Source organism: Bradyrhizobium sp. HKCCYLRH3097, from assembly GCF_051167875.1.
In the GTDB taxonomy this organism is placed as follows: Bacteria; Pseudomonadota; Alphaproteobacteria; order Rhizobiales; family Xanthobacteraceae; genus Bradyrhizobium.
In genome coordinates this window covers 405,219-428,235 of record NZ_JBNPTX010000006.1, presented here as the reverse complement: position 1 = coordinate 428,235, position 23,017 = coordinate 405,219, and the positions used below count along the sequence as shown (strand labels likewise).

The window sequence follows — 23,017 nt, the reverse complement described above, 5'->3', positions numbered from 1 at the left end:
CTGAGGAGCGCCTGCGGGCGCCCTGCCCAGGGTGAGACGACCAATTCAACTCAGGGAAACCCAATATGTCAGCAAAAGACGTAAAGTTCGGCGTCGACGCTCGCGACCGCATGCTGCGCGGCGTGGACATCCTCGCCAATGCCGTCAAGGTCACGCTCGGTCCGAAGGGCCGCAACGTCGTCCTCGACAAGTCGTTCGGCGCGCCGCGCATCACCAAGGACGGCGTCACCGTCGCCAAGGAGATCGAGCTCGACGACAAGTTCGAGAACATGGGCGCGCAGATGGTGCGCGAGGTCGCCTCGAAGTCCGCTGATGCGGCCGGCGACGGCACCACCACCGCGACCGTGCTGGCCCAGGCCATCGTGCGTGAAGGCGCCAAGGCGGTTGCCGCCGGCATGAACCCGATGGATCTGAAGCGCGGCATCGACCTCGCGGTCGAGGCGGTCGTTGCCGACCTCGTCAAGAACTCCAAGAAGGTCACGTCGAACGACGAGATCGCCCAGGTCGGCACCATCTCCGCCAACGGCGACGCCGAGATCGGCAAGTTCCTCGCCGACGCCATGAAGAAGGTCGGCAACGAGGGTGTCATCACCGTCGAGGAAGCCAAGTCGCTCGAGACCGAGCTCGACGTCGTCGAGGGCATGCAGTTCGACCGCGGCTACATCTCGCCCTACTTCGTCACCAACGCCGACAAGATGCGCGTCGAGATGGATGACGCCTACATCCTGATCAACGAGAAGAAGCTGTCGTCGCTGAACGAGCTGCTGCCGCTGCTCGAGGCCGTGGTGCAGACCGGCAAGCCGCTGGTGATCGTCGCCGAGGACGTCGAGGGCGAGGCGCTGGCTACGCTCGTCGTCAACCGCCTGCGTGGCGGCCTGAAGGTCGCGGCCGTCAAGGCTCCGGGCTTCGGCGATCGCCGCAAGGCCATGCTGCAGGACATCGCGATCCTGACCGGCGGCCAGGCGATCTCGGAAGATCTCGGCATCAAGCTCGAGAACGTCAACCTCTCGATGCTCGGCCGCGCCAAGAAGGTGATGATCGACAAGGAGAACACCACGATCGTCAACGGCGCCGGCAAGAAGGCCGACATCGAGGCGCGCGTTCAGCAGATCAAGGCGCAGATCGAGGAGACCACCTCGGACTACGACCGTGAAAAGCTGCAGGAGCGTCTGGCCAAGCTCGCGGGCGGCGTCGCGGTGATCCGCGTCGGCGGCGCGACCGAGGTCGAGGTCAAGGAGCGCAAGGATCGCGTGGATGACGCGATGCATGCGACCCGCGCGGCTGTCGAGGAAGGCATCCTGCCGGGCGGCGGCGTCGCCCTGCTCCGGGCGTCCGAGCAGCTCAAGGGCCTGCGCACCAAGAACGACGACCAGAAGACCGGCATCGAGATCGTCCGCAAGGCGCTCTCCGCTCCGGCCCGCCAGATCGCGATCAACGCGGGCGAGGACGGCTCGGTCATCGTCGGCAAGATCCTGGAGAAGGACCAGTACGCCTATGGCTTCGACAGCCAGACCGGCGAGTACGGCAACCTGGTCTCCAAGGGCATCATCGACCCGACCAAGGTGGTTCGCGCCGCGATCCAGAACGCCGCCTCCGTGGCCGCGCTGCTGATCACGACCGAAGCCATGGTCGCCGAGCTGCCGAAGAAGAACGCCGGCGGCCCCGCGATGCCTCCGGGCGGCGGCATGGGCGGCATGGACTTCTAAGTCCGACGCTTCGTCGCAGACGACAATTGCAAAACCCCGGCAGCGATGCCGGGGTTTTCGTTTGTGCTGGAATTGTCACATCGCCAGCCTCGGTTTCGGGCTCATGCCCCCGATGCATTCAATGCGTAGTTCAGATGAGCGCACGCCGCATCCCGAAGGGCGCAGGCGGGAGCGACATCCGGGGTGTCACGAACCGACCAGGTGATCCCGCATGTCGCTTCGCTCATGCGGGCTACGGGCTCCGCGCCGCCCTACTTCACCATCGTCCCGATCCGCTCGAAACGGATCCGGCCCGGCTTGCCTTTCTCGGCGCTGGTGGCCGAGAAGAAGATCATCGCGGCGCGGCCGATGACATTCTCGATCGGCACATAGCCGATGGTGCCAAGCACACGGCTGTCGGTCGAGTTGTCGCGGTTGTCGCCGAGCATGAACAGCCGCCCGGGCGGCACGACGAAGACGTTGGTATTGTCGAAGAAGCCGTGGTCCAGGCAATCCAGCGTCTCGTAGCTTGCCCCGTTCGGCAACGTCTCGCGCCAACGCTTGACGCGCTCGTTGGCATCGCCGCCGCAGGCAGCCTCTCCGGTCAGATCCTCGACCCGCTCGCGCTCGACGGCCGTATCGTTGATGTAGAGCACTCCATCCTTCATCTGGACGCGATCGCCGGGCAGTCCGACGACGCGCTTGATGTAGACGGTCGCATTGTCTTTCGGCAGGAAGAACGCGACCACATCACCGCGCGCAGGTGTCGCGCCCCAGATGCGCGCCGACGGCGGCAACGAGGAAGGCCATGACAACGGCCAAGTGAAGCGGCTGTAGCCGTAGGGATATTTCGACACGAAGAAGACATCGCCGACGCGAAGCGTTGGAATGTTCGAGGATGAAGGGATGTTGAACGGCTGATACAGGAAGGAGCGGATCAGTACCGGTGAGGCCAGCAGCAGGCACAGCAGCGCAAAGCCCGCGATGAAGATCCCCGCGATCGCCCACCACGGCTCGCGCTTCGGCCCGATTGCACCCGCATCCAGGCTCGTCATCGCGTCTCCCCCCTTCTTCACAGCCTGAGGATGATGGAAGGCCCGGCCATGCGCAATCGCCAAATGAACCGGCGGCCACGCGGCCGCTGATCACCTCCGGCGCCTGCCGCCCCGTCAACAGGAGGCCGCCCGTGGGCGACCTCACCGATTTGGAGTCTTCACCGCCCCTTCCGCCACGGCGCGTCGGCTTCCCAGTCACCGGCCATGATCGAGCCGTAAGGGATCACCTCGTCGGTCACCTCGCCGAGGCCGTAGCGTGCGATCTGCGCCCGTACCGACGCCGCGTTCTTGTAGGCCTGCGGCAGCTCCGACAAATCAGGCTTGCCGCAATAGAACCGCGCATCGATGCCCTCGGGCATCTCCGGGCGATGCGCGCGCAAAAACGCCTTCCGACCGAGATTGCGGCCAGCGCCGTGCGGCGCGAAGCCGAGCGCATCCTTGTTGTCGCGATGCTTCAGGATCAGCACCGGCTCGGCCATGTTGAGCGGCACGATCGTGCGTCCGTCATCGTCAGCCGAGAAGCCGGACCAGTTCGGCGTCGCCCCCTTGCCGTGGTAGAACAGGCCGTCGCTCTTCTGGAAGACGAAGTTGTGCTCGTTCCAGAACCGGTCGGCGACGGCGTTGCCGAGCTTCGCCGCAGCGAGATCGTGAATCGCGTGGTGATTGGCCCTGGTCCACAGCCGCGCGACCTGCAACGCCTCCCAATAGGCGCGGCCGTCGTCGCTCGACGCCTTGATCCAGGCGCTGTGCTCCGGGACCTTCGGCGCATGGATCGCGGTGTGCCGCTTCGCCACCGCCATGCCGCGCTTGTAGAGCTGTGCGCCGAAGCCGCGCGAGCCGTGATGCGTCACCAGCGCCGCCTGCCCGGTCGACCTGAGATGGCCGACATAGGCGAAGTGGTTGCCGTCGCCCTGCGTGGCGAAGTGGCCGATCGCGAAGCGCTCGAGCCCCTTCAGGAAGGGATTGGCCTCGAACCCTGCCATCACCTCGTCGGGCGGCTGATGCAGCCGGTCGCGTCCGCCGGGACCGAAATGGGTCACGGCGTGAACCGCATCGAGAATGCGCTTGGGATCGTCCTTGCGCGCGAACACCGTCACCGCCACCGAGCAGCAAATGTCGGAGGAATGGAAGCCCGGATGGATCGCGTCCTCACAGGCGACCACGCCGCCGACCGGGATGGTGCCGAGCGCCGTTCCCGACGGACAGGCGTCCGGCATCACGGCGCCGGCTACGATGGTCGGCACCCGCATCAACGCATCCATGTGCTGGGTCACCGCCGCGACATTGGCGCGCTCCAGCTCGTTGTCGGCCTCGATCAGCATCGCGAACGGCACGCCGTTGGTGCGCATCAGCGTCTCCGCCGGCTGCAGTTCCTGCAGCGCGGCGAAGATCGCGTCATCATCGGCGCCATCGGCCCGCATCGCATTGGCCGTCGCCAGTCCCTCCTTGAACCAGCGACCGGGCTTGAAGCCCCAGGCGATCAGGGTGTTTCCGTCGATCATGGCTCGTCTCACATTCCAATCAGGTCAGTTTGTAACATCCAGCGGCAGCTGCGTTCATTCGCCGCTCGTAGCGCGATCAGTGGCGCCTGTGCGTGCGTAGTTCGTGACACCAAGATGTTGCGCTCATCGCCGGCCAAGCATATGGCATCCGTCGATGATCTATACCCCCGACACTGTGCTGGCCGAGAATGGCGGAGGAAAGAGCGCGTGATCTCTCGATGCGTCATTCCGGGGCGCGTCGGCAAGCAAATGGCAAAGCCATTTGCGCAGACGGCGCGAGCCCGGAATCCATACTCCCGACGGTCAGTGTGAGGCACCGTCTCAACCACAAATCCCCGGATACAGATCGTCCCAATTCGGGTTGTTCTCCTCGATCAGCCTGATTTTCCAGTCGCGCCGCCACTTCTTCAGCTCCTTCTCGCGCGCGATGGCCGTGATCGCGTTGTCGTAGATCTCGAACCAGACGAGCTTGCCGATGTCATAGCGCGAGGTGAAGCCCGGAGCCGCCTTGGTTCGGTGTTCGTAGACGCGTCGAATGAGATCATTCGTGATGCCCAGATAGAGCGTCCCGTGTTTTTTGCTCGCCAGTAGATAGACGTAGTATGCCATCCGAGAGCCGTGGTTATGGATTCCGGGCTCAGCCGCTACGCGGCTGCCCCGGAATGACGCGTGGAGAGAGGTGTGATCTCTCCTCCCGTCATTCCGGGGCTCGCAGCGAGAGCTCGGAATCCATACTCACGAAACTGAGCTGCAATTTCAATTCTGTCCTACGCCCTCTCACTTCCAAGCGAGAGGCCGCCCTTGGGCGGCCTCTCTTCGATCACGCCGTCTCCGGCGCCTTCAGCCGGACCAGCCGCGTCAGCAGCGCATCGAGGCCGGCGCCGTCGCCGGCATGCAGGTCGATGCGGCCGACCTTCTCGACTAGGCGCTCCAGCGACTCCAGCTCCTTGAGCCGCAGCAGCAGCGGGTTCTCCTCCATCAGCCTGGCAGTGTTCAGGAGCGAGCGCGTCGCCGCGGTCTCCTCCTGGCGACGGATCAGGTTGGCCTTGGCCAGCCGCTCCGCCTCCACCACCTTGTTGACGAGCTCGCGGATCTCGCCGGGCAGGATCACGTCCTTCACGCCGAGCTCCGTCACCTCCACGCCCGAGCCGCCGAGCCGCGCGCGCACGTAGTCGCGCAGCTCGGCATCGAGCGAGGCCTTGGCGGCCAGCACCTCGTCGAGCGTGCGTGACGCCACCGCCTCGCGGATCGCGAACTGCACCAGCCGGTACAGCCACGCATCCACATCGGGCGTGGTCGCGACAGCCGCCTCCGCGTCGGCAATCCGCCGGAACGCCGTGAGCGTCACCCGCAGCGCGATGCGATCCTTGGTCAGCATCTCCTGCGCGGTGATCTCCAGCACTGTGGGCCGCATATCCAGGCGCTTGACCTCGATCTTGCGGCCGACCGCCCAGAAGGCGTGCCGGCCCGGCGCCAGCCGCTCCGTCAGCTTGCCGTCGACATGGAGCAGACCGGCCTCGTGGTTCTCGACCACGACCTCGGTCACAACGCTCGGCCGGTTACGCTCGATCATCGCCAGATGCCGCGCGCTCACACGCACGTCGCTTGCGATGTCGATGCGCTCGACCTCGACCTGCGTCGCCACCTTCCAGTAGACACGTGTCTGCCACGGCGTGAGCAGATGCGTCGGCCGGCCGTCGAGGCTGACGATCGCGATCTCGTTCGCGCCGGTCTCCACGGCCTCGAAGAGTTCGGCGGCGAGATCGGGCCGCGCGGCCTTCAGCACCGCGTAGCGCTCGGCCGGGTATTCGGCCCTGACCACGTCGTACACTTGCACCATCAGCCGGTGCAGCGGATCGAGCAGCGCATGACGGCCAGGACCGAGCACGCGCACGAGCTGGCCGTCACGCCACACCAGCGCCCGCTCGCCATCCTCCACCGTCACGGTCTTCGTCACCAGATGCCAAGTCACAACACACTCCCACAGCTTGCGTCCGGCCCATCGGCCGAAACGCGATTCATTGATCAAAGGACGTGAGGACCGGACGACGCTTCCTGCGTGAACCGAGCGGACCGAGGCTTGAGCATCTGACGATGCCGGGCGCACGCGCGCGGTCACACGAGCTATCAGCCCGAGCGTCCTTGCGCAGCCTTCCCGGCATCTTCAGACGCGGTATCCACCGCGGCACAGAGCCGGTTCTGCAGTGTCTTGATCTGGTCGAAATGCCCTAGAACTTTCTTCTTGGGCAAAACGGCCGGACCGCGACTGAAGCGCGCGTCCGGTCCTCGTCAGAGGCGATTAGCTTTTCAGGCTAAACCGAAGCGCTGGAGCGGGAGTCGAACCCGCGACCCGATGATTCACAGTCATCTGCTCTACCTAACTGAGCTATCCTTTGGTGGTGTCGATCGGAATCGAACCGATGCCTTCGGGCCTTCAACCCGACGCTCTCCATGAGCTACAGACTCCTTGTTCTTTGCGACGACGGAACACGGGACCGGACACCGGCCGCGCCAGTCGGGATTTCAGCGAGCCCGAACCAAAGTCATCACGAAGGACCGTGCTACTACACACAATCAACGGCACGCGCAAGACGTAGACATCGATTATTTTCGAACGATCTCATTCCGTAACTAATCGTCTACATATCGATCTACTCATAACGACGTCGCTCGCATGCAAATGCGGGCGACGCAATTTCGTAGCCCGGATGTCGCTTACGCCGAGGCCCGTTGGACCTCGGCGCACGCTCATCTGGGCCACCTCTCCTCACCGCTCCAGCTCCACGTCCCAATAGAGATAATCCTGCCACGTCTCGTGCAGGAATCTCGGCGGAAACAGGCGCTGCGCGGCCATCAGCTCGTGCCGCGTCGGCTCGAAGGGCGGCCGTCGCGGCTTGAGATAGCGCCGGTCCTTGCGCGCGTTGCATGGACTGCAAGCGGCGACGATGTTGGTCCACGACGTCTCGCCGCCATCGGCCCGCGGTACCACGTGGTCGAACGTCAACTCGCCGTGCAGATAGCGGCCGCCGCAATACTGACATTCGAAGCGATCGCGCAGGAACACGTTGAACCGCGTGAAAGGCACGCGCATCGCGGGCCTGACGTAGTTGCGCAGCGCGATCACCGCCGGCAGCCGCATGGTGACGCTCGGGCTACGAACGACCCGGTCGTATTCCGCGACGACGACGTGAGAGCCGCTGACGACTGCCCTGATCGCATCCTCCCAGCTGACCACTGACAGCGGGAAGTAGCTCAGCGGCTGGAAGTCGGCGTTGAGAACCAGCGCCGGATTTGTTGCTGACATCGTCGACCTCCTCTCTTCGCTTCAACCGCCTGGTCGTTCTGGCGCCCATGGCGGGAATCGAACCCGCCTTCCCGGATCGACGGTCCGGTCCCTTCGCCAGATGGGGACATGGGCCTCATGGTCTACCCGGCGCACCGCTCGACGCTCGCCGGCCATCGCGCCCGCCGTCCACCGCGTGCGGATGAAACGCGTCCGGATCGGTGCGATTGAGGTAGTCGAGATAGAGCTGCCGCGCGCGCGCCTCGGTCACGCCTCGGCACGTCATGACGATGCGCACGAAAGCTGCTGCCACCGGTGAATCCAGTGCGCGCGCAATGTCGCAAGTCTCGGGATCTTCGCCTGACGTCCGGGTCATCCAACCCTCCGCTTGGTGCGCGGAGGGTGCAGTCCCGCCGCTGTTATGCTCTTGCTGAAATCTGGAGCCCCGGTCGGGCCAGGATTTTCACGAGATCGCTTGGACCCTGACAGGCGACGCGCAGACCCGACCAATCGCTCGACCGATTAAAGGGTCGTTCGTTGGTGGCGGCGTTCGCGAGATGTGAGCGTAGGCTCAACACGGTCGTAGTCCTCAAGAGCGCGCCGGTGATGATCGGCGGCCGATTGCGATGGGGCAGAGCTATGCGCAGAATTTTCCGAAACCGTCAAGACCAAAGCGTGAAGCGATGACGTTGCCGGCTTCCGCAATGCGACGGATCTGCAACAGCCGGACTGCTCGTCGGGCAAATCAGTTGCGCATTTTCGCGCACGACAAGAGCACTGTCGCCCGCTCGAACGATCGAAGACGCGCGCGCGCGAAGGCTGATTTGTTGAGCCGGGTCAATCAGATCGCCCCGCTCGCCTCCTGTGCCCCGCATTTTCTTGTTTCCAAAAATCGGAAATCATGCATTCTATGCCGGTCCCGCCCTCATGAGAGGGGCGCTTCGCGATCGTCATGAACGTGGAGGGCGGGATGCGGTGGGCGCGTCGGGTTGCAGCGTGATCTGATCATGCGGACGAACGATCCGGCGCGCACGGCGAAGTCGTGATGTCCTGACACCCCGATGCTGGTGTCAAGGTCGAGGGAGACGAATGCTCCGACCGATGGTGGCCAGAAAGCCCGGCGCACCAGGGAGACCACGTATAAGCCGTAGGTCCATCGCGCGGGGAATGCCGGATGATGCGGCTGAACCTGTGGTGACTGCCGCCTGCTTTCTTTGTTGCAGGCGGGCCATGGGTGAGGCCCTCACCCGGCATTCCCCGCGCCCTCTCCTGATTTTCGAGGGCGACGTCGCTGGCAAGCCTCGGGCGTCGTTCGCCGCGAGAATGCGATGTCGTGTCCAGGAGTGTTCGAGCTGTGTATCCGTTTTCCCTTCTTTCCGTACGATCGCATGAAGCGGTCGCCCGGAGCGACGCCGATCCCGAAGCCGCATCAGAAATCGTGCGCTCGTGACTGCACGGCAGCCGGCGGATTCTCGATCTTGTAGCTCTAAAAGTGCGTGCTCTTGGAGATTGGGAGATCGGACGAGCGCTGCAAGTGAATGCGCCCTCTCCCACAAGGGGAGAGGACGCTGTATCGCGCAGCGTAGTAGTTAGCGATATAGCACTCGTGCGACGGGAATCACGGCGCACCTTTGCACGCCCTACAGTTCGGAACTACTGCTGAGTGTGTGAGGGCGACCATGCAGATCCCACCTCAACGCCTCCCGTCCGGCTCACTCGATGCGGGCGAGCACGGCGAGCTTGCGGATACCCTTGTTCTTGTAGGCATCGAGGAACGCATAGTAGTCGCGGAACGAGACGCAGCCGTTGGAGTCGCCGTTCGGGCCGAGCATGAAGGTGTGCGCCAGCAGGCCGTTGCGACCGTGGATGGCGTCCTCGCCGCCGATCGGGTTGAGCCGCAGCGCCGGCACGCCATGGAACAGCGCCTCGCGCGGCTTCAGCTCGTAGATGTGCGGCGGGGTGACGCCGCGCATCTTGATCTTCTCCGAGCTCGGCTTGTCGAGGTTGTCGCCGAGGCCGGAATGCGCCTCGAGCTTGGTGCCGTCGGGCAGATACACCGCCTTGGCCGAGATGTCGTACACGGCCGTGCTCAAATCGTACGGCGGCCGGCCGCCGCGGGTCGGATCCTTGGCGATGCTGGCAGTGATGTTGGAATCAGCCGAGGCATAGGCCAGGAGCCCGCCATCCTGGTTCTCCGGCTTGCCCCAGAGCTTTTCCTGGATCGAGTGGCGCTCACCCGCGATCGACAGCACCGCCGCCTTGGCACGCTCGGTCATCGCGCGCAGCGAGAAGCCGCTGCTCTTCGGCGCATTGGCCTCGGCAGCCTGCGCCGGCGTCGCGGGCTGCGCGGCCGGCCTGGTGTTGGCGAGCGCCAGCTGCATTGGCGGCCGGGCATCCTTCTTCGACGCCTCGGCGACCTTCGCAGGCTCGGCCGGCTTGGCCTCGGCCGACTTGGTCTCGATCTGCCTGGTCTCGATCTGCTTGGGCGCGGCTTCGGCGAGCTTGGGCAGCGGCGGCGCGCCGTTCGCGGCGTTGGAGGCGACGCCCTGCGGCACGGCCGCGCCGAAGCGGTCGTTGAACATCTGCGGCGTGATGGCGGCGGCCGTGGTGACGGGCGGAGATTCCGGGAATGCCGAGAAGGCCTCACCCACCGCATCGGCGGCGCTGCGCGTCGCGAGCCGCGGCGCCGGGCGCACGACGGGCTCATCCTGCTCGATGCTGCCCAGGGTCGGATAGGCGTCGGCCGCGATGATCTTGGTATAGACCGTTACGGCGCAGCCCCCGATCAGGCATGCGATTGCCGCGCCACCGATCAATTTGTGAGAGAACGCGATCAGGGAGGACTTCCTGCGATTTCGTGCGGCCAACGCAGCTCGACTGTTACTCATTCACTCACGCCCGAACGAATACTCGACAACTCTCGCTCGATGCGCCACGGACACCCGCTTTGCATCTCGCAGAAGCACAGAGCTTCATTAAGGCGACTTTTAGTTAAATGCTGATTAAGTTTTGGCGGATTAGAGGCGGGTTAACCATCAGGGCCTGTTTTGCCGGCAAACAGGGCAGAAACAGGGCAAAACTGCAGCCGGAGGCAATATTGCCGTACCGGAAAAATAGGGAGAGGCAGCATCCGTCGGTCGCGCCGATCCGTAAAACAGCGCACGCCGCGTTAACGATTGGGCCGGGGCGGCGGCGAGCGATCGATGATCTCTCGTATGCGTGCGCTGACGAGGTAAAGGCCGCAGGTCTCGCCGGTCGAAAGCCCCTGCTCCGGCAGGCCGGGTGCGCGACAAGCGCATCCGTAGCAACCCGGAGTTACAGGCGCTGTGGCCGCTGGCGACAGTATGGTACGGGACGATTCTCTGCGACACTCCGTCGGCGAATCGTACCGCGTCCGCTCCCTGCCGAGACGACACGAGAGGACCTCTCCATGCAGATCCCCGGCCGGAAGCTGGCCTTCGTGCTGGCCTCGACCAATCAAGGTACGATGATCGTCAACCGGCTCGACTATCGCATGATCGACGCCAACCGCGGCTACGGCGTCGGCTTCCAGATCCTCAACACCGGCGCCTTCGATCCGGGAGAGGTGCAGCTGGCCGTCCGCCTGCTCGGCGTGCGCCGCAGGCACCATGGGGACGGCGCGGTCGCGATCGACTGCGGCGCCAATATCGGCGTCCACACGATCGAATGGGCGAAGGCGATGACCGGCTGGGGATCCGTGCTCTCGATCGAGGCGCAGGAGCGGATCTACTACGCGCTCGCCGGCAATATCGCGATCAACAACTGCTTCAACGCGATTGCGATCCATGCCGCGGTATCCTCCGAGCGCGGCGTGCTCAACATCCCGAGCCCGAACTATCTGACCCCGTCGAGCTTCGGCAGCCTCGAGCTGCGCCAGCGTCCCAACACCGAGTTCATTGGCCAGGCCATCGACTATGACAACGACACGGTCGAGGTGCGCAAGCTTCCGCTGGACGATTTCAACCTGCCGCGTTGCGACCTGATCAAGCTCGACGTCGAGGGCATGGAGCTCGAGGCGCTCGAAGGTGCGGCGGCGACGATCGAACGCTGCACGCCGATCATGCTGGTCGAGAAGATCAAGACCGATGCCGACCAGTTGCGGCAATGGTTCGATCGCCGCGGCTACAAGACCATCGACGCCGACATCAACATGGTCGCGATCCACGGCGGGGACAAGGCGCTGGCGGACATCATTCCGCAGCAGGCCTGAGGCGCGTGTCAGCGCTGCAGCTCCGGCGGCGGCGTGCGGTCGAGGAGATCGCCCTTCGGCTCGCTGAGCGCGTAGAAGGCGTAGGTCTCGATGGTCAAGGACCCGCGCATGCGCGCGGCCTCGCCGACCTTCTCGATGCGGCCGAACGTGTTGCTGACATAGACCCGCGTCGCGATCTGGGCCTCGTCGACGAACAGCTGCGTGCCCGCGAGCTTGGCCGGATCCGGCTCCGGGAAATTGACCCAGCGGATGCGCTGGATCGGCTGCAGCACGCAGGTCCCCGGCGGCAGATAGAACGACAGCCAGGCGGTGGTGCCATAATCCATCGCCAGCACGCAGGAGGCGTCGGCGCGCACCCGCGCCGCCTCGATCTCGGCAGCCAGCGGCCGCCAGCCGACGCCGACGCTGCGCACCGTGGCATCGCGCCGGTAGCCGGACAGCAGGCCCGTGTCGGCCTGCACGATCAGCGCGACGAACATCACGACGCCGACGGGCACGGCCCAGCGCAGACAGAAGGTCGCGGTGCGCTGCTCGCGCGCCGACCAGGCGACGAGATGGGCCGCCGCCGCGGCAGCTACCACGAACGCCGGATAGACCGGCGCGAACCAGTTGGCCTCGACCCGGGCATGCAGCGAATGCCAGACGAAATAGGCGACGATGACCCAGACCATCGCCTCGATCAGGACGCGCGCCGCCGCATCCCCTGCCCTGCGCCGGGCCAGGCCGTAGAGGCCCATCAGGCCGAGGATGAAGACCAGCGGCGTCGCGAAGGCGAACTGCGTCGGGATGATCTCGGCGATGTAGACAGGCCTGACCGCCTCGACCCTGGCACGGCCGAGCTGCTTGATGAACGACACCCATTGGTGATCGGCATTCCACAGGATCACCGGCGCGAACAGCGCGAATGCCACGAGGCCGCCGAGATAGGGCCAGGGCGAGGCCAGCCAATGGCGCAGTTTCGGCACGGCGACGAGCCAGATCAGGATCGCCGCGCCGAAGAACATCGCGGTGTATTTCGACAGCAGCGCCGCACCGACGGCTGCGCCGACCGCGAGCCACCACGCGCCTCTCCCCGTCTCCAGCACCTTGGCGCAGAAGAACAGCACGAAGCTGGAGGCGACCAAGAGCGGCGCGTCGGGGGTCACGATCAAGGTGCCGACCGCCGCCATCAGGGTGACGTTGAGCAGCAGCGCCGCGGTCGCCGCCACGCGCACGCCGCCGAACAGGATCTCGGCCGTGCGATACACCGCATAGCTCATCGGCAGGCCGAGCAGGATCGAGACCAGGCGCACGCCGAGCTCGCTGTCGCCGGCGATCAAGGTGCCCAGCCGGATCACGACCGCAACCATCGGCGGGTGGTCGTAATAGCCGCCCGCGAGATGCTTCGACCACATCCAGTAATAGGCTTCGTCGAAGGTGATCGGCGTGACCGCGGCCGCGATCAGCCGGACAACGACGAGGCCCGCGATGGTCAGCCAGACATTGCGGACCAGCCGGGCGTCCTCGGCACCTGCCGCAGGGGTCATCGCTTGCGCCAGACGAACAATCCGGAGATCGCGTAATTCCACACCACGCCCATCAGCGCGCCGGCGGCGCCCGCCAGCCACCAGATCGGCTCCTGGTCATAGACCGAGAAGGCGACGCCGACATTGGCCAGCAGGCCGACCGAGCAGACCAGATAGAAGACGAGCAGGCCACGCAGGATGGCAAAGCCCTTCAGCCGCTGGTCGCGATAGGTGAGGAAGTTGTTGAGGATGAAGTTCGAGGTCATCGCGACGAAGGCGCCGAGCGCCTGCGACTCCGCGAACGGAAGGTCGAACAAATTGAGACCGAGGAACAGCGTGGCGAGATGGACCACCAGGCCGGTGCCGCCGACCATCGCGAACAACAGGAAGCGCAGCGACACCACGTCGTTGGTCATCTTGGCCAGCACGAGGCCGAGGAAGTCGAGCGCGACCATCGAGTCGAGCTTGCTCTCGCCGTGCAGGCGCGAGCCGAACGTATAGGGCACCTCGACCGTCTTCAGACCACCCTCGGCGCTGGCGATGATGTCGAGCAGGATCTTGAAGCCCTGCGTGGAGAGCTTCGGCGCGATCGCCTCGAAGCGGTCGCGGCGGATCATGAAGAAGCCGCTCATGGGATCGTTGACCTCGACCTTGAGCGCGCGGCGCGCGATCTCGGTGGCGAAGGCGCTGGCACCGGCCCGCTTGCTGTCGAAGCTCGCGGCGCTGCCGCCCTCGATGTAGCGGCTGCCGACGACGAGCTCGGCCGCGCCGCTCTGCAGCAGCGACAGCATCTTCGGCAGCTGGGTCTCGTCATGCTGCAGATCGGCGTCGATCACGGCGGCAAAGGGCGCGCTGGCGGCCAGGATGCCCTCGATGCAGGCGCCGGACAGGCCGCGCCGGCCGACCCGGCGGACGCAGCGGACGCGTTTGTCGCTGCGCGACAATTCGCGCACCACCTGCCAGGTGCCGTCCGGGGAGTTGTCGTCGACGAACACCACCTCCCACGGCACATCCTTGAACGCCGCCTCCAGCCGCCGGTACAGCGTGGTGACATTGTCGCGCTCGTTGAAGGTCGGAACGACCACCGAAACGATCGGAATATCAGCGGTTTGCGGCGGCGCGGGCATGGCCGGTCGGAGGACATCGTTCATGGTGCGGATGCGTATATCTGCCGCGTTCCACACTGCCAAGCGCAACGGCTGAAGGAAGGCGCAAAAAGCCCCGACTGTGGTGCCGGCGTGCACCGCTGCCGAACGGGCGGCCCAAAATGCCAACGACCACAAACAAAGGGCGCGCGTACATCCGGCGCAACCGCTCTGCCGTGGTCGTCTCGGTGCCGGAGCCGTTACAGCTCGACGTCACCGTCCCGACGAAAATGGGGTACCTCGGCGGGATTGCAAGGGGTCCCTGGCCGGCCTAGTTCGGAACCTCCCGGACCACGGGTCCGCGTACGGCCGGAGCCACCGGAACCGTCTGCACCGGCGTGGGCGGCACCTCGACCTTGGCCGGCTGCATCTGACGGGCCATCGGCCCGACGGGAACATAGTAGAAGGCTGCCGCAAGCACGACAGCGGCGACGATTGCCCCCAGCAGGCCGCCGACCGATTCCGCTCTCATTGTCCTATCTCCCCTTCCCGGCCCCCGCCCTGGATACACGAGGCTCCGGAGCACGGGAAGAGCGACGGCGCGACCGCACCGAACTGGTCAGAACCGGCCCGGTTGACTATCGTCTCCCCTACCGCAACACCCTCGGCAATCAGCATCGGAATTGGTCCGTGAGCAAAGCCCCCGCACGCGCCTCGCAATCCAAGAGCCACATCTACATCGGCATCGGCGGCTGGACCTTCGCGCCGTGGCGCGGTGTGTTCTATCCGGACAAGCTGCCGCAATCGAAGGAGCTCGAATACGCCGCCTCGAAGCTGACCTCGATCGAGATCAACGGCACCTATTATGGCTCGCAGAAGCCGGAGAGCTTCCGCAAATGGGCGCGCGAGGTGCCGGACGGCTTCATCTTCTCGCTGAAGGGGCCGCGCTTCGCCACCAACCGCCGCGTGCTCGCCGAGGCCAGCGATTCCGTGAAGCGCTTCTACGACACCGGCGTGCTCGAGCTCGGCGACCGGCTCGGCCCGGTGCTGTGGCAGTTCGCGCCAACCAAGAAGTTCGACGAGGCCGATTTCGGCAAGTTCCTTGAGCTGTTGCCGCGCGAGCTCGACGGCCGCAAGCTGCGCCACGTCGTCGAGGTCCGCCACGACAGTTTCTGCGTGCCCGGCTTCGTCGCGCTGCTGCGCGAGTTTGCAACGCCGGTCGTGTTCGCCGAGCACGGCAAATATCCGGCGATCGCCGATGTCGTGGGTGACTTCGTCTACGCCCGACTGCAGAAGGGCAATGACGAGCTTGCGACCTGCTATCCGCCGAAGCAGCTCGACGCCTGGGCGAAGCGATTGCAACTGTGGGCCGGCGGCGGCGAACCGGACGACCTGCCACGGGTTGACGACAAGCCGGCGAAGAAGATGCCGCGCGACGTGTTCGCCTATGTCATCCACGAGGGCAAGGTGCGCGCGCCGGCTGGCGCGATGGAGCTCATCGAGCGCGTGAGCTGACGCGAGGGGACGCATGATGGCCAAGAGCAAGACCCTGTTCACCATCGGCTATGAGCACACGCCGGCCAAGGCCGTGCTCGATGAGTTGCAGGCCGCCGGCGTCAAGCTGCTGGTCGATGTGCGCGCGGTGGCGGCCTCGCGCCGACCGGGCTTCTCCAAGAGCCAGCTTGCGGCCGGGCTCGACGAGCGAGGCATCGGCTATGTGCACCTGCGCGGGCTCGGCACGCCGAAGGAGGGCCGCGAGGCCGCCCGCAGCGGTCATTACGACACGCTGCACAAGATCTACAGCGCCCATCTGAAGACGCCGCAGGCGAAGGAGCAGATGGACGAGCTGGCCTCGCTGGTGAAGAGCGCCGGTCCCGTCTGCCTGCTCTGCTACGAGCGCGACCACGCTCATTGCCACCGGCAATGGATCGCGGAGATCATCGAGGAGCGCGACCAGGTCCGAGTCGAGAATCTGATCGCGCCGCAGGTCTGACGTTTCACTCCGCCGCGCAGGTGAAGGATGACGCCTGCTCGACGTCGCCGCCGACATACTTGGCGAATTTCGGCCACGGGCACAGCGGCCGAGTCCGCTGCGGGCTCCATGTCGATGGGAGCTCCTTGTTGGCCGCATTGACCGAGGCCGTGATCGCCTCCGGCGCCTTGCCCTTCTCGACCCAGTCCATCAGCGCGCCCAGCGCATCGAACTTCTCCAGCGTGACGCCGCCGCCGCAATGGGTCTCGCCGGGCAGCGCAAACAGCCGCGCGAAACCGTCGGCCTTGCCCTGGACGTTGGCGTTGAGCTTCTCATACCAGCGGATCGTGTCGTTGATTGAGAACACCGGATCAGCCTGGCCGTGGTAGATCAGCATCTTGCGGGCACCGTTCTGGAACGCCGGCAAAGTCGGGTGATCGACCGCGGGCGGAGCCATGAAGTCCATCGCCGACTCCGTGAAGGGGCCTTCCTTGGCGTAGATCTTCGGTGCGTCCTTGTCGAAGTCGTAGGTCTGCAGCTTCTCGACGAGCTTGTCGGGCGAGCCTTCGATCTCGACCGGCGGCGTCGAGAAGATGTAGTTGAGCGAGGCGCCGCCCATGGTGGCAATGATCGGAAGGTTGTTCCACGGCGCCACCGGGCTTTCGACCTTCCAGGCGCGCCAGTTGCCGGTGCCGACGCCACCATCCACCGGCCAGTCGGAATACAGCGGCTCGCCCTTGGAATTGTGGGGGCCCGCGAAGACTTTCTTCAAGGCATCGACCTTGGCGGCCGGCAGACAGGCTTCGGTTGCCCCAGCGGCGCAGCGCAGGCTGTCGAAATTGAACGCCTTCTGGCAGGCTTTCAGGTTGGCCGTGAGGCCGTCCTTGGCGCCGTCGAGCTCGTCGCAGACCTCCGTGATCTTGGAAGCGATCAGCTTGGCATCCTCCCGCGTGATCGACTTGCGGATGTCGACATCGGCCTTGGTCAGCGCCTGCACGTCCCAGGCGTGCTGCACGGCAGCGCGCGGCAGGTTGAAGCCGGGATTGCCGACCAGGAAGCCGTCATACTGCTCGGGCATGCGCTCGGCAGCCACCATGGTGTGGCGGCCGCCATTGGAACAGCCGGCGATGTAGGAGTAGTCCGGCTTCCTGCTGTAATGCGCCGAGATGATCGCCTTGGCGATCGGCGCCAGCGTGATGTCGGCCGAATAGCCGTAGTCGCGGCGCGCCTGCGGATCGAGCCCGAAGGCTGAGCCGGACGCAAGCCCGCGCGGCTTGTTGGCGGGATCGCTGCCGGAGTGGCCGCTGTCCGACGACAGCACGGCAAAGCCGCGGGCGAGCGGCGTCACACCGCCGCTGACGAGACCGTCGGCCTTGTCGCCGAGCGCCGGCACCACCACGCCGTCATTGCCGCCATTGACCTGATGCAGGAAGCGGCCGTTCCAGGTCTCCGGCAGCCTGATCTCGAACTGGATCGCATAGGCATGGCCATCGACGCCGGTGCGCTCGTTGACCTTGCCGGAGAGAATGCAATGCCGCGGCAGCCCGTCGGCGGCCTCCTGCAGCTTCGATCCCGTCAAGGTCAGCCCGGGGACCTTCAACGCCTCGGCCGTCACCTTGCTGCAGGCAACATCCTCAGCCCGCACCGCCTCCATCCCGGTTACGCACAAGATCCCTGCTGCGGCCAAAAACGACGCCCCGGTTCGGATCATGCATTCCCCCTGATGATGCTTCTCGTTGGGGGCAGTTAAACGCGGAGGCCAGCCAATGTAAATCTCCGACATCGCGCCGTATCGCCTGTGTCAGTGCAATTGCCAGATCTCGAACGGCCGGTCGTAGCCGCGCACCGACACCGCGCCGTGGAAGACGGCGTCGCGCGCCCCGTCGCCGGCCGCCTGCCGCACCTCGCTCGAGATCAGGAGTTGCGAATCGAACTCCTTGTTCAGCGCCTCGAGCCGCGAGGCGAAGTTCACGGTGTCACCGATGACGGTATACTCTTTGCGCCGCGGTGAGCCGATGCTGCCGGCGACCACCTCGCCCAGATGTATGCCGATCCCGATCCTGAGCTGCCAGGACGACGATGCGTTGACGCGCTCCATCGCAGCCACCATCTCGCGCGCAGCCACGACCGCCTGCACGGCGGCATCGCGCGACTCGAACGGCGCGCCGAACAGCGCCAGGAAGCCATCGCCGAGGAATTTGTTGACGATGCCGCCATGACGCTCGAGGATCTCCACCAGCACCGCGAACGCTCCGTCGAGACGATCGACAACCTGCTGCGGCGTCTTCGACCGCGCCGCCGCGGTGAAGCCGCGGAAGTCGACGAACATCACCGCGACCTCGTGGATGTCGCGCGCCTCCGCCGTCCCCTCCTTCATCAGGCGCTCGACGACCTGGGGCGAGACGTGCTGGCCAAACAAATCCGTGACGCGGTCGCGCGCCGACGCGGCCTCGATGCTCGCCGCGAACTGGCGTCGCAGCTGCACGCTGACGGCACCGGCGAGCATCCCGCACAACAGGATGATGAAGCTGCGCTCACCGTGATAATAGATCTCCGGATTCTGGCTGAGATCGATCGAAGGCCGGTCGAACAGCGCCACCACCAGCAGCTCCACCGCAGCAACCAGACCGGTGAAGCTCGACAGCCAGAAATCGAGACGAAGCGTCGAGAGAACGATGAAGATGAAATAGACCAGCGGCGCGCCGAAGCCCAGCGCCTTGTCGTGGCCGATGCCCTCGATCTGCAGGATGAGGACGAACGTTGGCAGCGAGGTCTCGACCGGGGCGCTGACATAGCGCCAGATCACCGGCACGTCCCGGCCGTGGCGGATGTCCGCCTTGATCCTGAACAGGATGAGAGTCTGGAAGCTGATGAATGCGACGATGATCGCGTAGACGTAGAGGACCCCGGTTCGGGTCGGCCAGATCCACTCCGAGATCTTCGGCTCGAAGATTTCGACCAGCACCGATATCACGAGAAACAGAGCCGCAGTGGCGATCAGCGCCCTCACCCGCAGCAGCTCGGTGTTCAACGTCTGACGCATCAGCGCCTGGTCGAACTCGGCCGGCGCTTCGTTCGCCTGTCCTGCTCCTCCCACGATCTGCATCTTGCCTCAGCCGTTCCTGCTCCCGGCCGCCATTGTGCCTCAATCGAGGGTGCGGCGGAAGCGCAGGACGGCGACCGTCATGGCGAACAGCATGAGGCCGAACAGGGCGATCGTATCATGCTGCAGGTTCTGGAGCGTCGAGCCCTTCAGCATGATGGCGCGGACGATCCGCAGATAGTGCGTCAGCGGCAGGCATTCACCGAGCACTTGCGCCCATTGCGGCATGCCGAGAAAGGGAAACATGAATCCGGACAACAGGATGCTCGGCAGGAAGAACATCATCGAAAGCTGCATTGCCTGCAGCTGGTTCTGCGCCAGGGTCGAGAAGGTGTAGCCGATCGAGAGGTTGGTCGCGATGAACAGCGTCGACAGCAGCGCCAAAAGCAGCAGGTTGCCCATGATCGGAACGCCGAACAGCAGGACGCCGATGCCGATGATGATCGTCGCCTGCAGGAAGCCGACCATCACATAGGGGATGATCTTGCCGAGCATGACCTCGACCGGCTTGATCGGCATCGACAGCAGGCTCTCCATCGTGCCGCGCTCGATCTCGCGCGTCACCGAGAGCGCGGTGAAGATCAGCATGGTCATGGTCAGGATGGTGCCGACGAGGCCCGGCACGATGTTGAGCCGCGACGACGCCGCCGGGTTGTAGCGCGCGTGGGCCCTGATCTCGAACGGCGTCGTGACGGGATTGCCGGTGTAGAGATCGTGCGCGAGCGCGGTCTGCACGATCATGCCGAGCGAGGACAGCGCCGATGACGCCGCGACCGGATCGGTCGCGTCGGCCGCGACGAGCAGGGCCGGCCGGTCGCCGCGGCGGACCGCGCGCTCGAAGCCACGCGGGATCTCGACGCCGAACAGGACCTTGCCGGACAGCAGGAGATCGTCGAACTCGGCGACGCTGCTGACCTCCCGGGTGAAGCGGAAATAGGCGGTGTTCTCCATCGCCTTCAGGATCGAGCGGCCGAGATCGCTGTCCTCCTGCAGCAGCACCGCCGCCGGCAGATGATGCGGCGTGGTGTTGATCGCGTAGCCGAACAACATCAGTTGCATCACCGGGATCATCACGATCATCGCAAACGAGACCCGGTCGCGCTTGAGCTGGATGAACTCCTTGACCAGCATCGCATAGGTGCGCCGCCAGAAGCCGAAGCGCGGCTCGGAAGACGCGTGATGGACGGCTGCGTCGCTCATTGGAAATTGTCCCGTGAACGGTTCATCAGGTCGATGAAGACGTCCTCGAGCGAGGGCGCGGCGGGCTGCCAGTGCAGATCAGCCTTGTCGCGCCAGGGCGCGATCGCAGCGTCCAGCGCGTCGCGGTCGCGGCCGGACACGTGCAGGCTGGTGCCGAACGGCGCCACCATGTCGACCCCCGGCTTGCCGGTGAGGTCCGCCGCGAGCTCGCGCAGATCGTCGCCGCTCACCGTATACGTGGTGAGCGCCGATTGCGCGATCACCTCCGAGACGGTGCCGTGCACCAGCAGATGACCATAGGCGATATAGGCGATCTCGTGACAGCGCTCGGCCTCGTCCATGTAGTGGGTCGAGACCAGCACGGTCAGCCCTTCGCCGGCGAGCGCATGGATCTCGTTCCAGAAGTCGCGCCGCGCCTTGGGATCGACCCCGGCGGTGGGCTCGTCGAGCAGCAGCAGTTGCGGGTTCGGCAGGGTGCAGGCCCCGAGCGCCAGCCGCTGCTTCCAGCCGCCCGACAACTCGCCGGCGAGCTGCCGCTCGCGGCCGGCAAGCCCGAGCCGCTGCACCATGTCGCGCGCGGCCCGGCGCGGATCGGACATGCCATAGAGGCGCGCCACGAATTCGAGGTTCTCCCGCACCGAGAGGTCCTGATAGAGGCTGAAGCGCTGCGTCATGTAGCCCACCCGGCGCTTGATCTTGTCGGCGTCGCGACGGATGTCGAAGCCGAGGCAGGTGCCCTCGCCGCCGTCGGGTGTCAGCAGGCCGCACAGCATCCGGATGGTCGTGGTCTTGCCCGAGCCGTTCGGGCCGAGAAAGCCGTAGATCGAGCCGCGCTTCACTTGCATCGACAGATCATGCACGACCTCGCGGCCGTCGAAGGACTTGGTCAATCCCTGGACGTCGATCGCGATCTCGGCGGGACCCGTTCCGTTCATTGCTTGTCCGCCACCGGGGTCTTCGGATCAGGCGTCCTGGAATGCGGATAGATGCTGACCGGCTGGCCGACGCGCAGCGCATCCGGCCGCGACGGCCGCGCCTGGATCAGATAGACGAGCTTGTTGCGCTCATCGAGGCTGTAGATCACCGGCGGCGTGTATTCCGCCGAGGTCGCGAGGAAATAGATTCTGGCCGTCAGATCATCAGCACAGTTGTCGCAGGTGACGCGGACCTCGTCACCGATCGCGAGCTTCGGCAGATCAGGCTCGGGCACGTAGAAGCGCAGCTTCATGTTGCCCGGCGGCATGATCGACAGCACCGGCCGTTGCGCCGCGACCATCTCGCCCTCGCGGAAGTAGATCTGCTGGATGGTGCCCGCGACCGGCGCCACGCCCTTGCGCCGTGCCAGCCGCGTCTGCGAGGTCACGAGATGGGCCTCGGCGACGCGCAGCGCCGAAACGGCGGAGTCGAGCGTCGCCTGTGTCCCCGCGCCCGTCTTGCTCAGGGCCGCGGCGCGGTCATAGGTCTGCTGCGCGTTGGCCAGCGTCGCCTTGGTCTGGTTGAGATCGGCCTGCTGCAGATCGTCGTCGACCGAATAGAGCGGATCGCCGACCTTGACCACGTCGCCCTCATGCACGTTCAGCTTCGTGATCCGACCCGCTTCGTCCGGGCTGACGAAGATCATGTCGGCCTCGACCCAGCCTTGATAGCCGGGATCGCGCGTCTCCTTGCAGGCGTTGAACGTGAAGGCCGTGACCAGCACGGCGAGGCAATGCAGCAGGCTCATGTCGGCCTCCTCGTGCCAAAGATCAGATCGAGATGGGTCTGCAGCATCGCTTCGGCGTCGAGCGGCGCATGTCGCTCGAACAGGCTCTTCCACAGCACCGCGACCATCATTGGCGCGATCATCAATTGCGGGTGTTGCACCAGCTTGGGCTCGCGGATCTCGCCGCGCGTGATCGCCAACTGGATCAGCGCGCGCATGGCCGCGAGACCGCGGGAGACGACCTCGCGATAATAGAAATCGGCAATGGCCGGAAAGCGCGGCCCTTCCGCGATGATGAGCCGGACGAGATCGGCCCGCCGGGTGCCGGCGACCTCCTGCAGGAACATGCGCGCCAACGCCTCGACCATGTCGCGCACCGAGCCGCCGGCCGGCGGCGGCGCCGCAAGACGGCCGACGTAGGGCACGATCGCGGTCCGGATCAATTCCTCGAACATCGATTCCTTGTCCTTGAAGTGCAGATAGATCGTCCCCTTGGCGACCCCGGCCCGCTTGGCGACGTCGTCCAGCCGGGTCGCCGCGAAGCCTCGGGCGATGAACTCGTCCATCGCCGCCTGCACGATCGCCGCGCGGCGCTCGGCGGAGCGATCCGCCCGGCGCGACGCGCCAGCTCCCGCTGGCTTGGCGGCCTGAACTCTGCGCTCGGACAATTTCGACGGCTTCGACATTGAACAAT

General features: G+C 65.4%; 20 protein-coding genes and 3 tRNA genes. 4 read left to right on the top strand and 19 right to left on the bottom strand.

Going from position 1 to position 23,017, the window contains the following annotated elements:
- Positions 1-65 precede the first annotated feature (65 nt).
- Complete coding sequence (gene groL, locus ACQR0U_RS17930) at positions 66-1,706, top strand: chaperonin GroEL (protein WP_315714737.1); 1,641 nt, start codon at positions 66-68, stop codon at positions 1,704-1,706.
- Between the two features lie 251 nt (positions 1,707-1,957).
- Here groL and lepB read toward each other — a convergent pair whose 3' ends face one another.
- From lepB to ACQR0U_RS17880, 10 genes are all read right to left on the bottom strand, one after another.
- Positions 1,958-2,740 carry a signal peptidase I gene (gene lepB, locus ACQR0U_RS17925; RefSeq protein WP_316202219.1) on the bottom strand — a complete coding sequence of 261 codons (783 nt, stop codon included), beginning with the start codon at positions 2,738-2,740 and terminating at the stop codon, positions 1,958-1,960.
- Between the two features lie 158 nt (positions 2,741-2,898).
- Positions 2,899-4,242: an RtcB family protein gene (locus ACQR0U_RS17920; RefSeq protein WP_315749400.1), complete on the bottom strand. Its 1,344-nt coding sequence runs from the start codon at positions 4,240-4,242 to the stop codon at positions 2,899-2,901.
- 321 nt (positions 4,243-4,563) lie between these two features.
- The gene (locus ACQR0U_RS17915) at positions 4,564-4,851 is read right to left on the bottom strand and encodes a GIY-YIG nuclease family protein (RefSeq protein ID WP_315714979.1); all 288 of its coding nucleotides are present in this window, start codon (positions 4,849-4,851) and stop codon (positions 4,564-4,566) included.
- Between the two features lie 211 nt (positions 4,852-5,062).
- The gene (locus tag ACQR0U_RS17910) at positions 5,063-6,214 is read right to left on the bottom strand and encodes a slipin family protein (protein ID WP_315749397.1); all 1,152 of its coding nucleotides are present in this window, start codon (positions 6,212-6,214) and stop codon (positions 5,063-5,065) included.
- Positions 6,215-6,568: 354 nt separating this feature from the next.
- A tRNA-His gene (locus tag ACQR0U_RS17905) sits at positions 6,569-6,634 on the bottom strand.
- 2 nt (positions 6,635-6,636) lie between these two features.
- Positions 6,637-6,709: transfer RNA gene (locus tag ACQR0U_RS17900), tRNA-Phe, on the bottom strand.
- A gap of 300 nt (positions 6,710-7,009) precedes the next feature.
- Positions 7,010-7,546, bottom strand: coding sequence for an HNH endonuclease (locus ACQR0U_RS17895; protein ID WP_315749395.1), 537 nt, complete (start codon positions 7,544-7,546; stop codon positions 7,010-7,012).
- 39 nt (positions 7,547-7,585) lie between these two features.
- Positions 7,586-7,660, bottom strand: a tRNA-Asp gene (locus tag ACQR0U_RS17890).
- A 1-nt stretch (position 7,661) separates the two neighbouring features.
- A complete protein-coding gene (locus tag ACQR0U_RS17885; protein WP_315749393.1) occupies positions 7,662-7,838 on the bottom strand; it encodes a hypothetical protein in 177 nt (58 codons plus the stop codon).
- 1,399 nt (positions 7,839-9,237) lie between these two features.
- Positions 9,238-10,413, bottom strand: a complete 1,176-nt coding sequence (locus ACQR0U_RS17880) for a DUF2778 domain-containing protein (protein WP_315749391.1) — start codon at positions 10,411-10,413, stop codon at positions 9,238-9,240.
- Between the two features lie 542 nt (positions 10,414-10,955).
- Between ACQR0U_RS17880 and ACQR0U_RS17875 the strand changes: the two genes are divergently transcribed.
- Positions 10,956-11,756 (top strand): FkbM family methyltransferase, encoded by an 801-nt coding sequence (locus ACQR0U_RS17875; protein ID WP_434843491.1) that lies wholly within the window; start codon positions 10,956-10,958, stop codon positions 11,754-11,756.
- Between the two features lie 8 nt (positions 11,757-11,764).
- Here the strand turns inward: ACQR0U_RS17875 and ACQR0U_RS17870 are convergent, their stop codons facing one another.
- The 3 genes from ACQR0U_RS17870 to ACQR0U_RS17860 all read right to left on the bottom strand — a co-directional run bounded on the left by ACQR0U_RS17870 (position 11,765) and on the right by ACQR0U_RS17860 (position 14,878).
- Positions 11,765-13,282 (bottom strand): glycosyltransferase family 39 protein, encoded by a 1,518-nt coding sequence (locus ACQR0U_RS17870; RefSeq protein ID WP_434843492.1) that lies wholly within the window; start codon positions 13,280-13,282, stop codon positions 11,765-11,767.
- On the bottom strand, positions 13,279-14,412 hold the full coding sequence (locus ACQR0U_RS17865; protein WP_316164460.1) for a glycosyltransferase family 2 protein: 1,134 nt from the start codon (positions 14,410-14,412) through the stop codon (positions 13,279-13,281). The genes ACQR0U_RS17870 and ACQR0U_RS17865 overlap by 4 nt, the downstream gene beginning before the upstream one ends.
- Before the next feature lie 265 nt (positions 14,413-14,677).
- Positions 14,678-14,878, bottom strand: coding sequence for a hypothetical protein (locus ACQR0U_RS17860; RefSeq protein WP_315714746.1), 201 nt, complete (start codon positions 14,876-14,878; stop codon positions 14,678-14,680).
- 158 nt (positions 14,879-15,036) lie between these two features.
- Here ACQR0U_RS17860 and ACQR0U_RS17855 point away from each other — a divergent pair, with 158 nt between their 5' ends.
- The gene (locus tag ACQR0U_RS17855; protein ID WP_434843493.1) at positions 15,037-15,861 is read left to right on the top strand and encodes a DUF72 domain-containing protein; all 825 of its coding nucleotides are present in this window, start codon (positions 15,037-15,039) and stop codon (positions 15,859-15,861) included.
- Between the two features lie 16 nt (positions 15,862-15,877).
- The gene (locus ACQR0U_RS17850; protein WP_315714749.1) at positions 15,878-16,339 is read left to right on the top strand and encodes a DUF488 domain-containing protein; all 462 of its coding nucleotides are present in this window, start codon (positions 15,878-15,880) and stop codon (positions 16,337-16,339) included.
- 4 nt (positions 16,340-16,343) lie between these two features.
- On the opposite strand, the gene ACQR0U_RS17845 is transcribed toward ACQR0U_RS17850, so the two are convergent.
- The 6 genes from ACQR0U_RS17845 to ACQR0U_RS17820 all read right to left on the bottom strand — a co-directional run bounded on the left by ACQR0U_RS17845 (position 16,344) and on the right by ACQR0U_RS17820 (position 23,009).
- Positions 16,344-18,029: a tannase/feruloyl esterase family alpha/beta hydrolase gene (locus ACQR0U_RS17845; protein WP_316186830.1), complete on the bottom strand. Its 1,686-nt coding sequence runs from the start codon at positions 18,027-18,029 to the stop codon at positions 16,344-16,346.
- Between the two features lie 90 nt (positions 18,030-18,119).
- Positions 18,120-19,424 (bottom strand): adenylate/guanylate cyclase domain-containing protein, encoded by a 1,305-nt coding sequence (locus ACQR0U_RS17840; RefSeq protein WP_434872202.1) that lies wholly within the window; start codon positions 19,422-19,424, stop codon positions 18,120-18,122.
- A 39-nt stretch (positions 19,425-19,463) separates the two neighbouring features.
- Complete coding sequence (locus ACQR0U_RS17835; RefSeq protein ID WP_315714752.1) at positions 19,464-20,621, bottom strand: ABC transporter permease; 1,158 nt, start codon at positions 20,619-20,621, stop codon at positions 19,464-19,466.
- Positions 20,618-21,556, bottom strand: coding sequence for an ABC transporter ATP-binding protein (locus tag ACQR0U_RS17830; protein ID WP_315749378.1), 939 nt, complete (start codon positions 21,554-21,556; stop codon positions 20,618-20,620). The genes ACQR0U_RS17835 and ACQR0U_RS17830 overlap by 4 nt, the downstream gene beginning before the upstream one ends.
- Positions 21,553-22,344, bottom strand: coding sequence for an HlyD family secretion protein (locus ACQR0U_RS17825; RefSeq protein WP_315714754.1), 792 nt, complete (start codon positions 22,342-22,344; stop codon positions 21,553-21,555). The genes ACQR0U_RS17830 and ACQR0U_RS17825 overlap by 4 nt, the downstream gene beginning before the upstream one ends.
- Positions 22,341-23,009 (bottom strand): TetR/AcrR family transcriptional regulator, encoded by a 669-nt coding sequence (locus ACQR0U_RS17820; protein ID WP_315826266.1) that lies wholly within the window; start codon positions 23,007-23,009, stop codon positions 22,341-22,343. The genes ACQR0U_RS17825 and ACQR0U_RS17820 overlap by 4 nt, the downstream gene beginning before the upstream one ends.
- Positions 23,010-23,017: the final 8 nt, after the last annotated feature.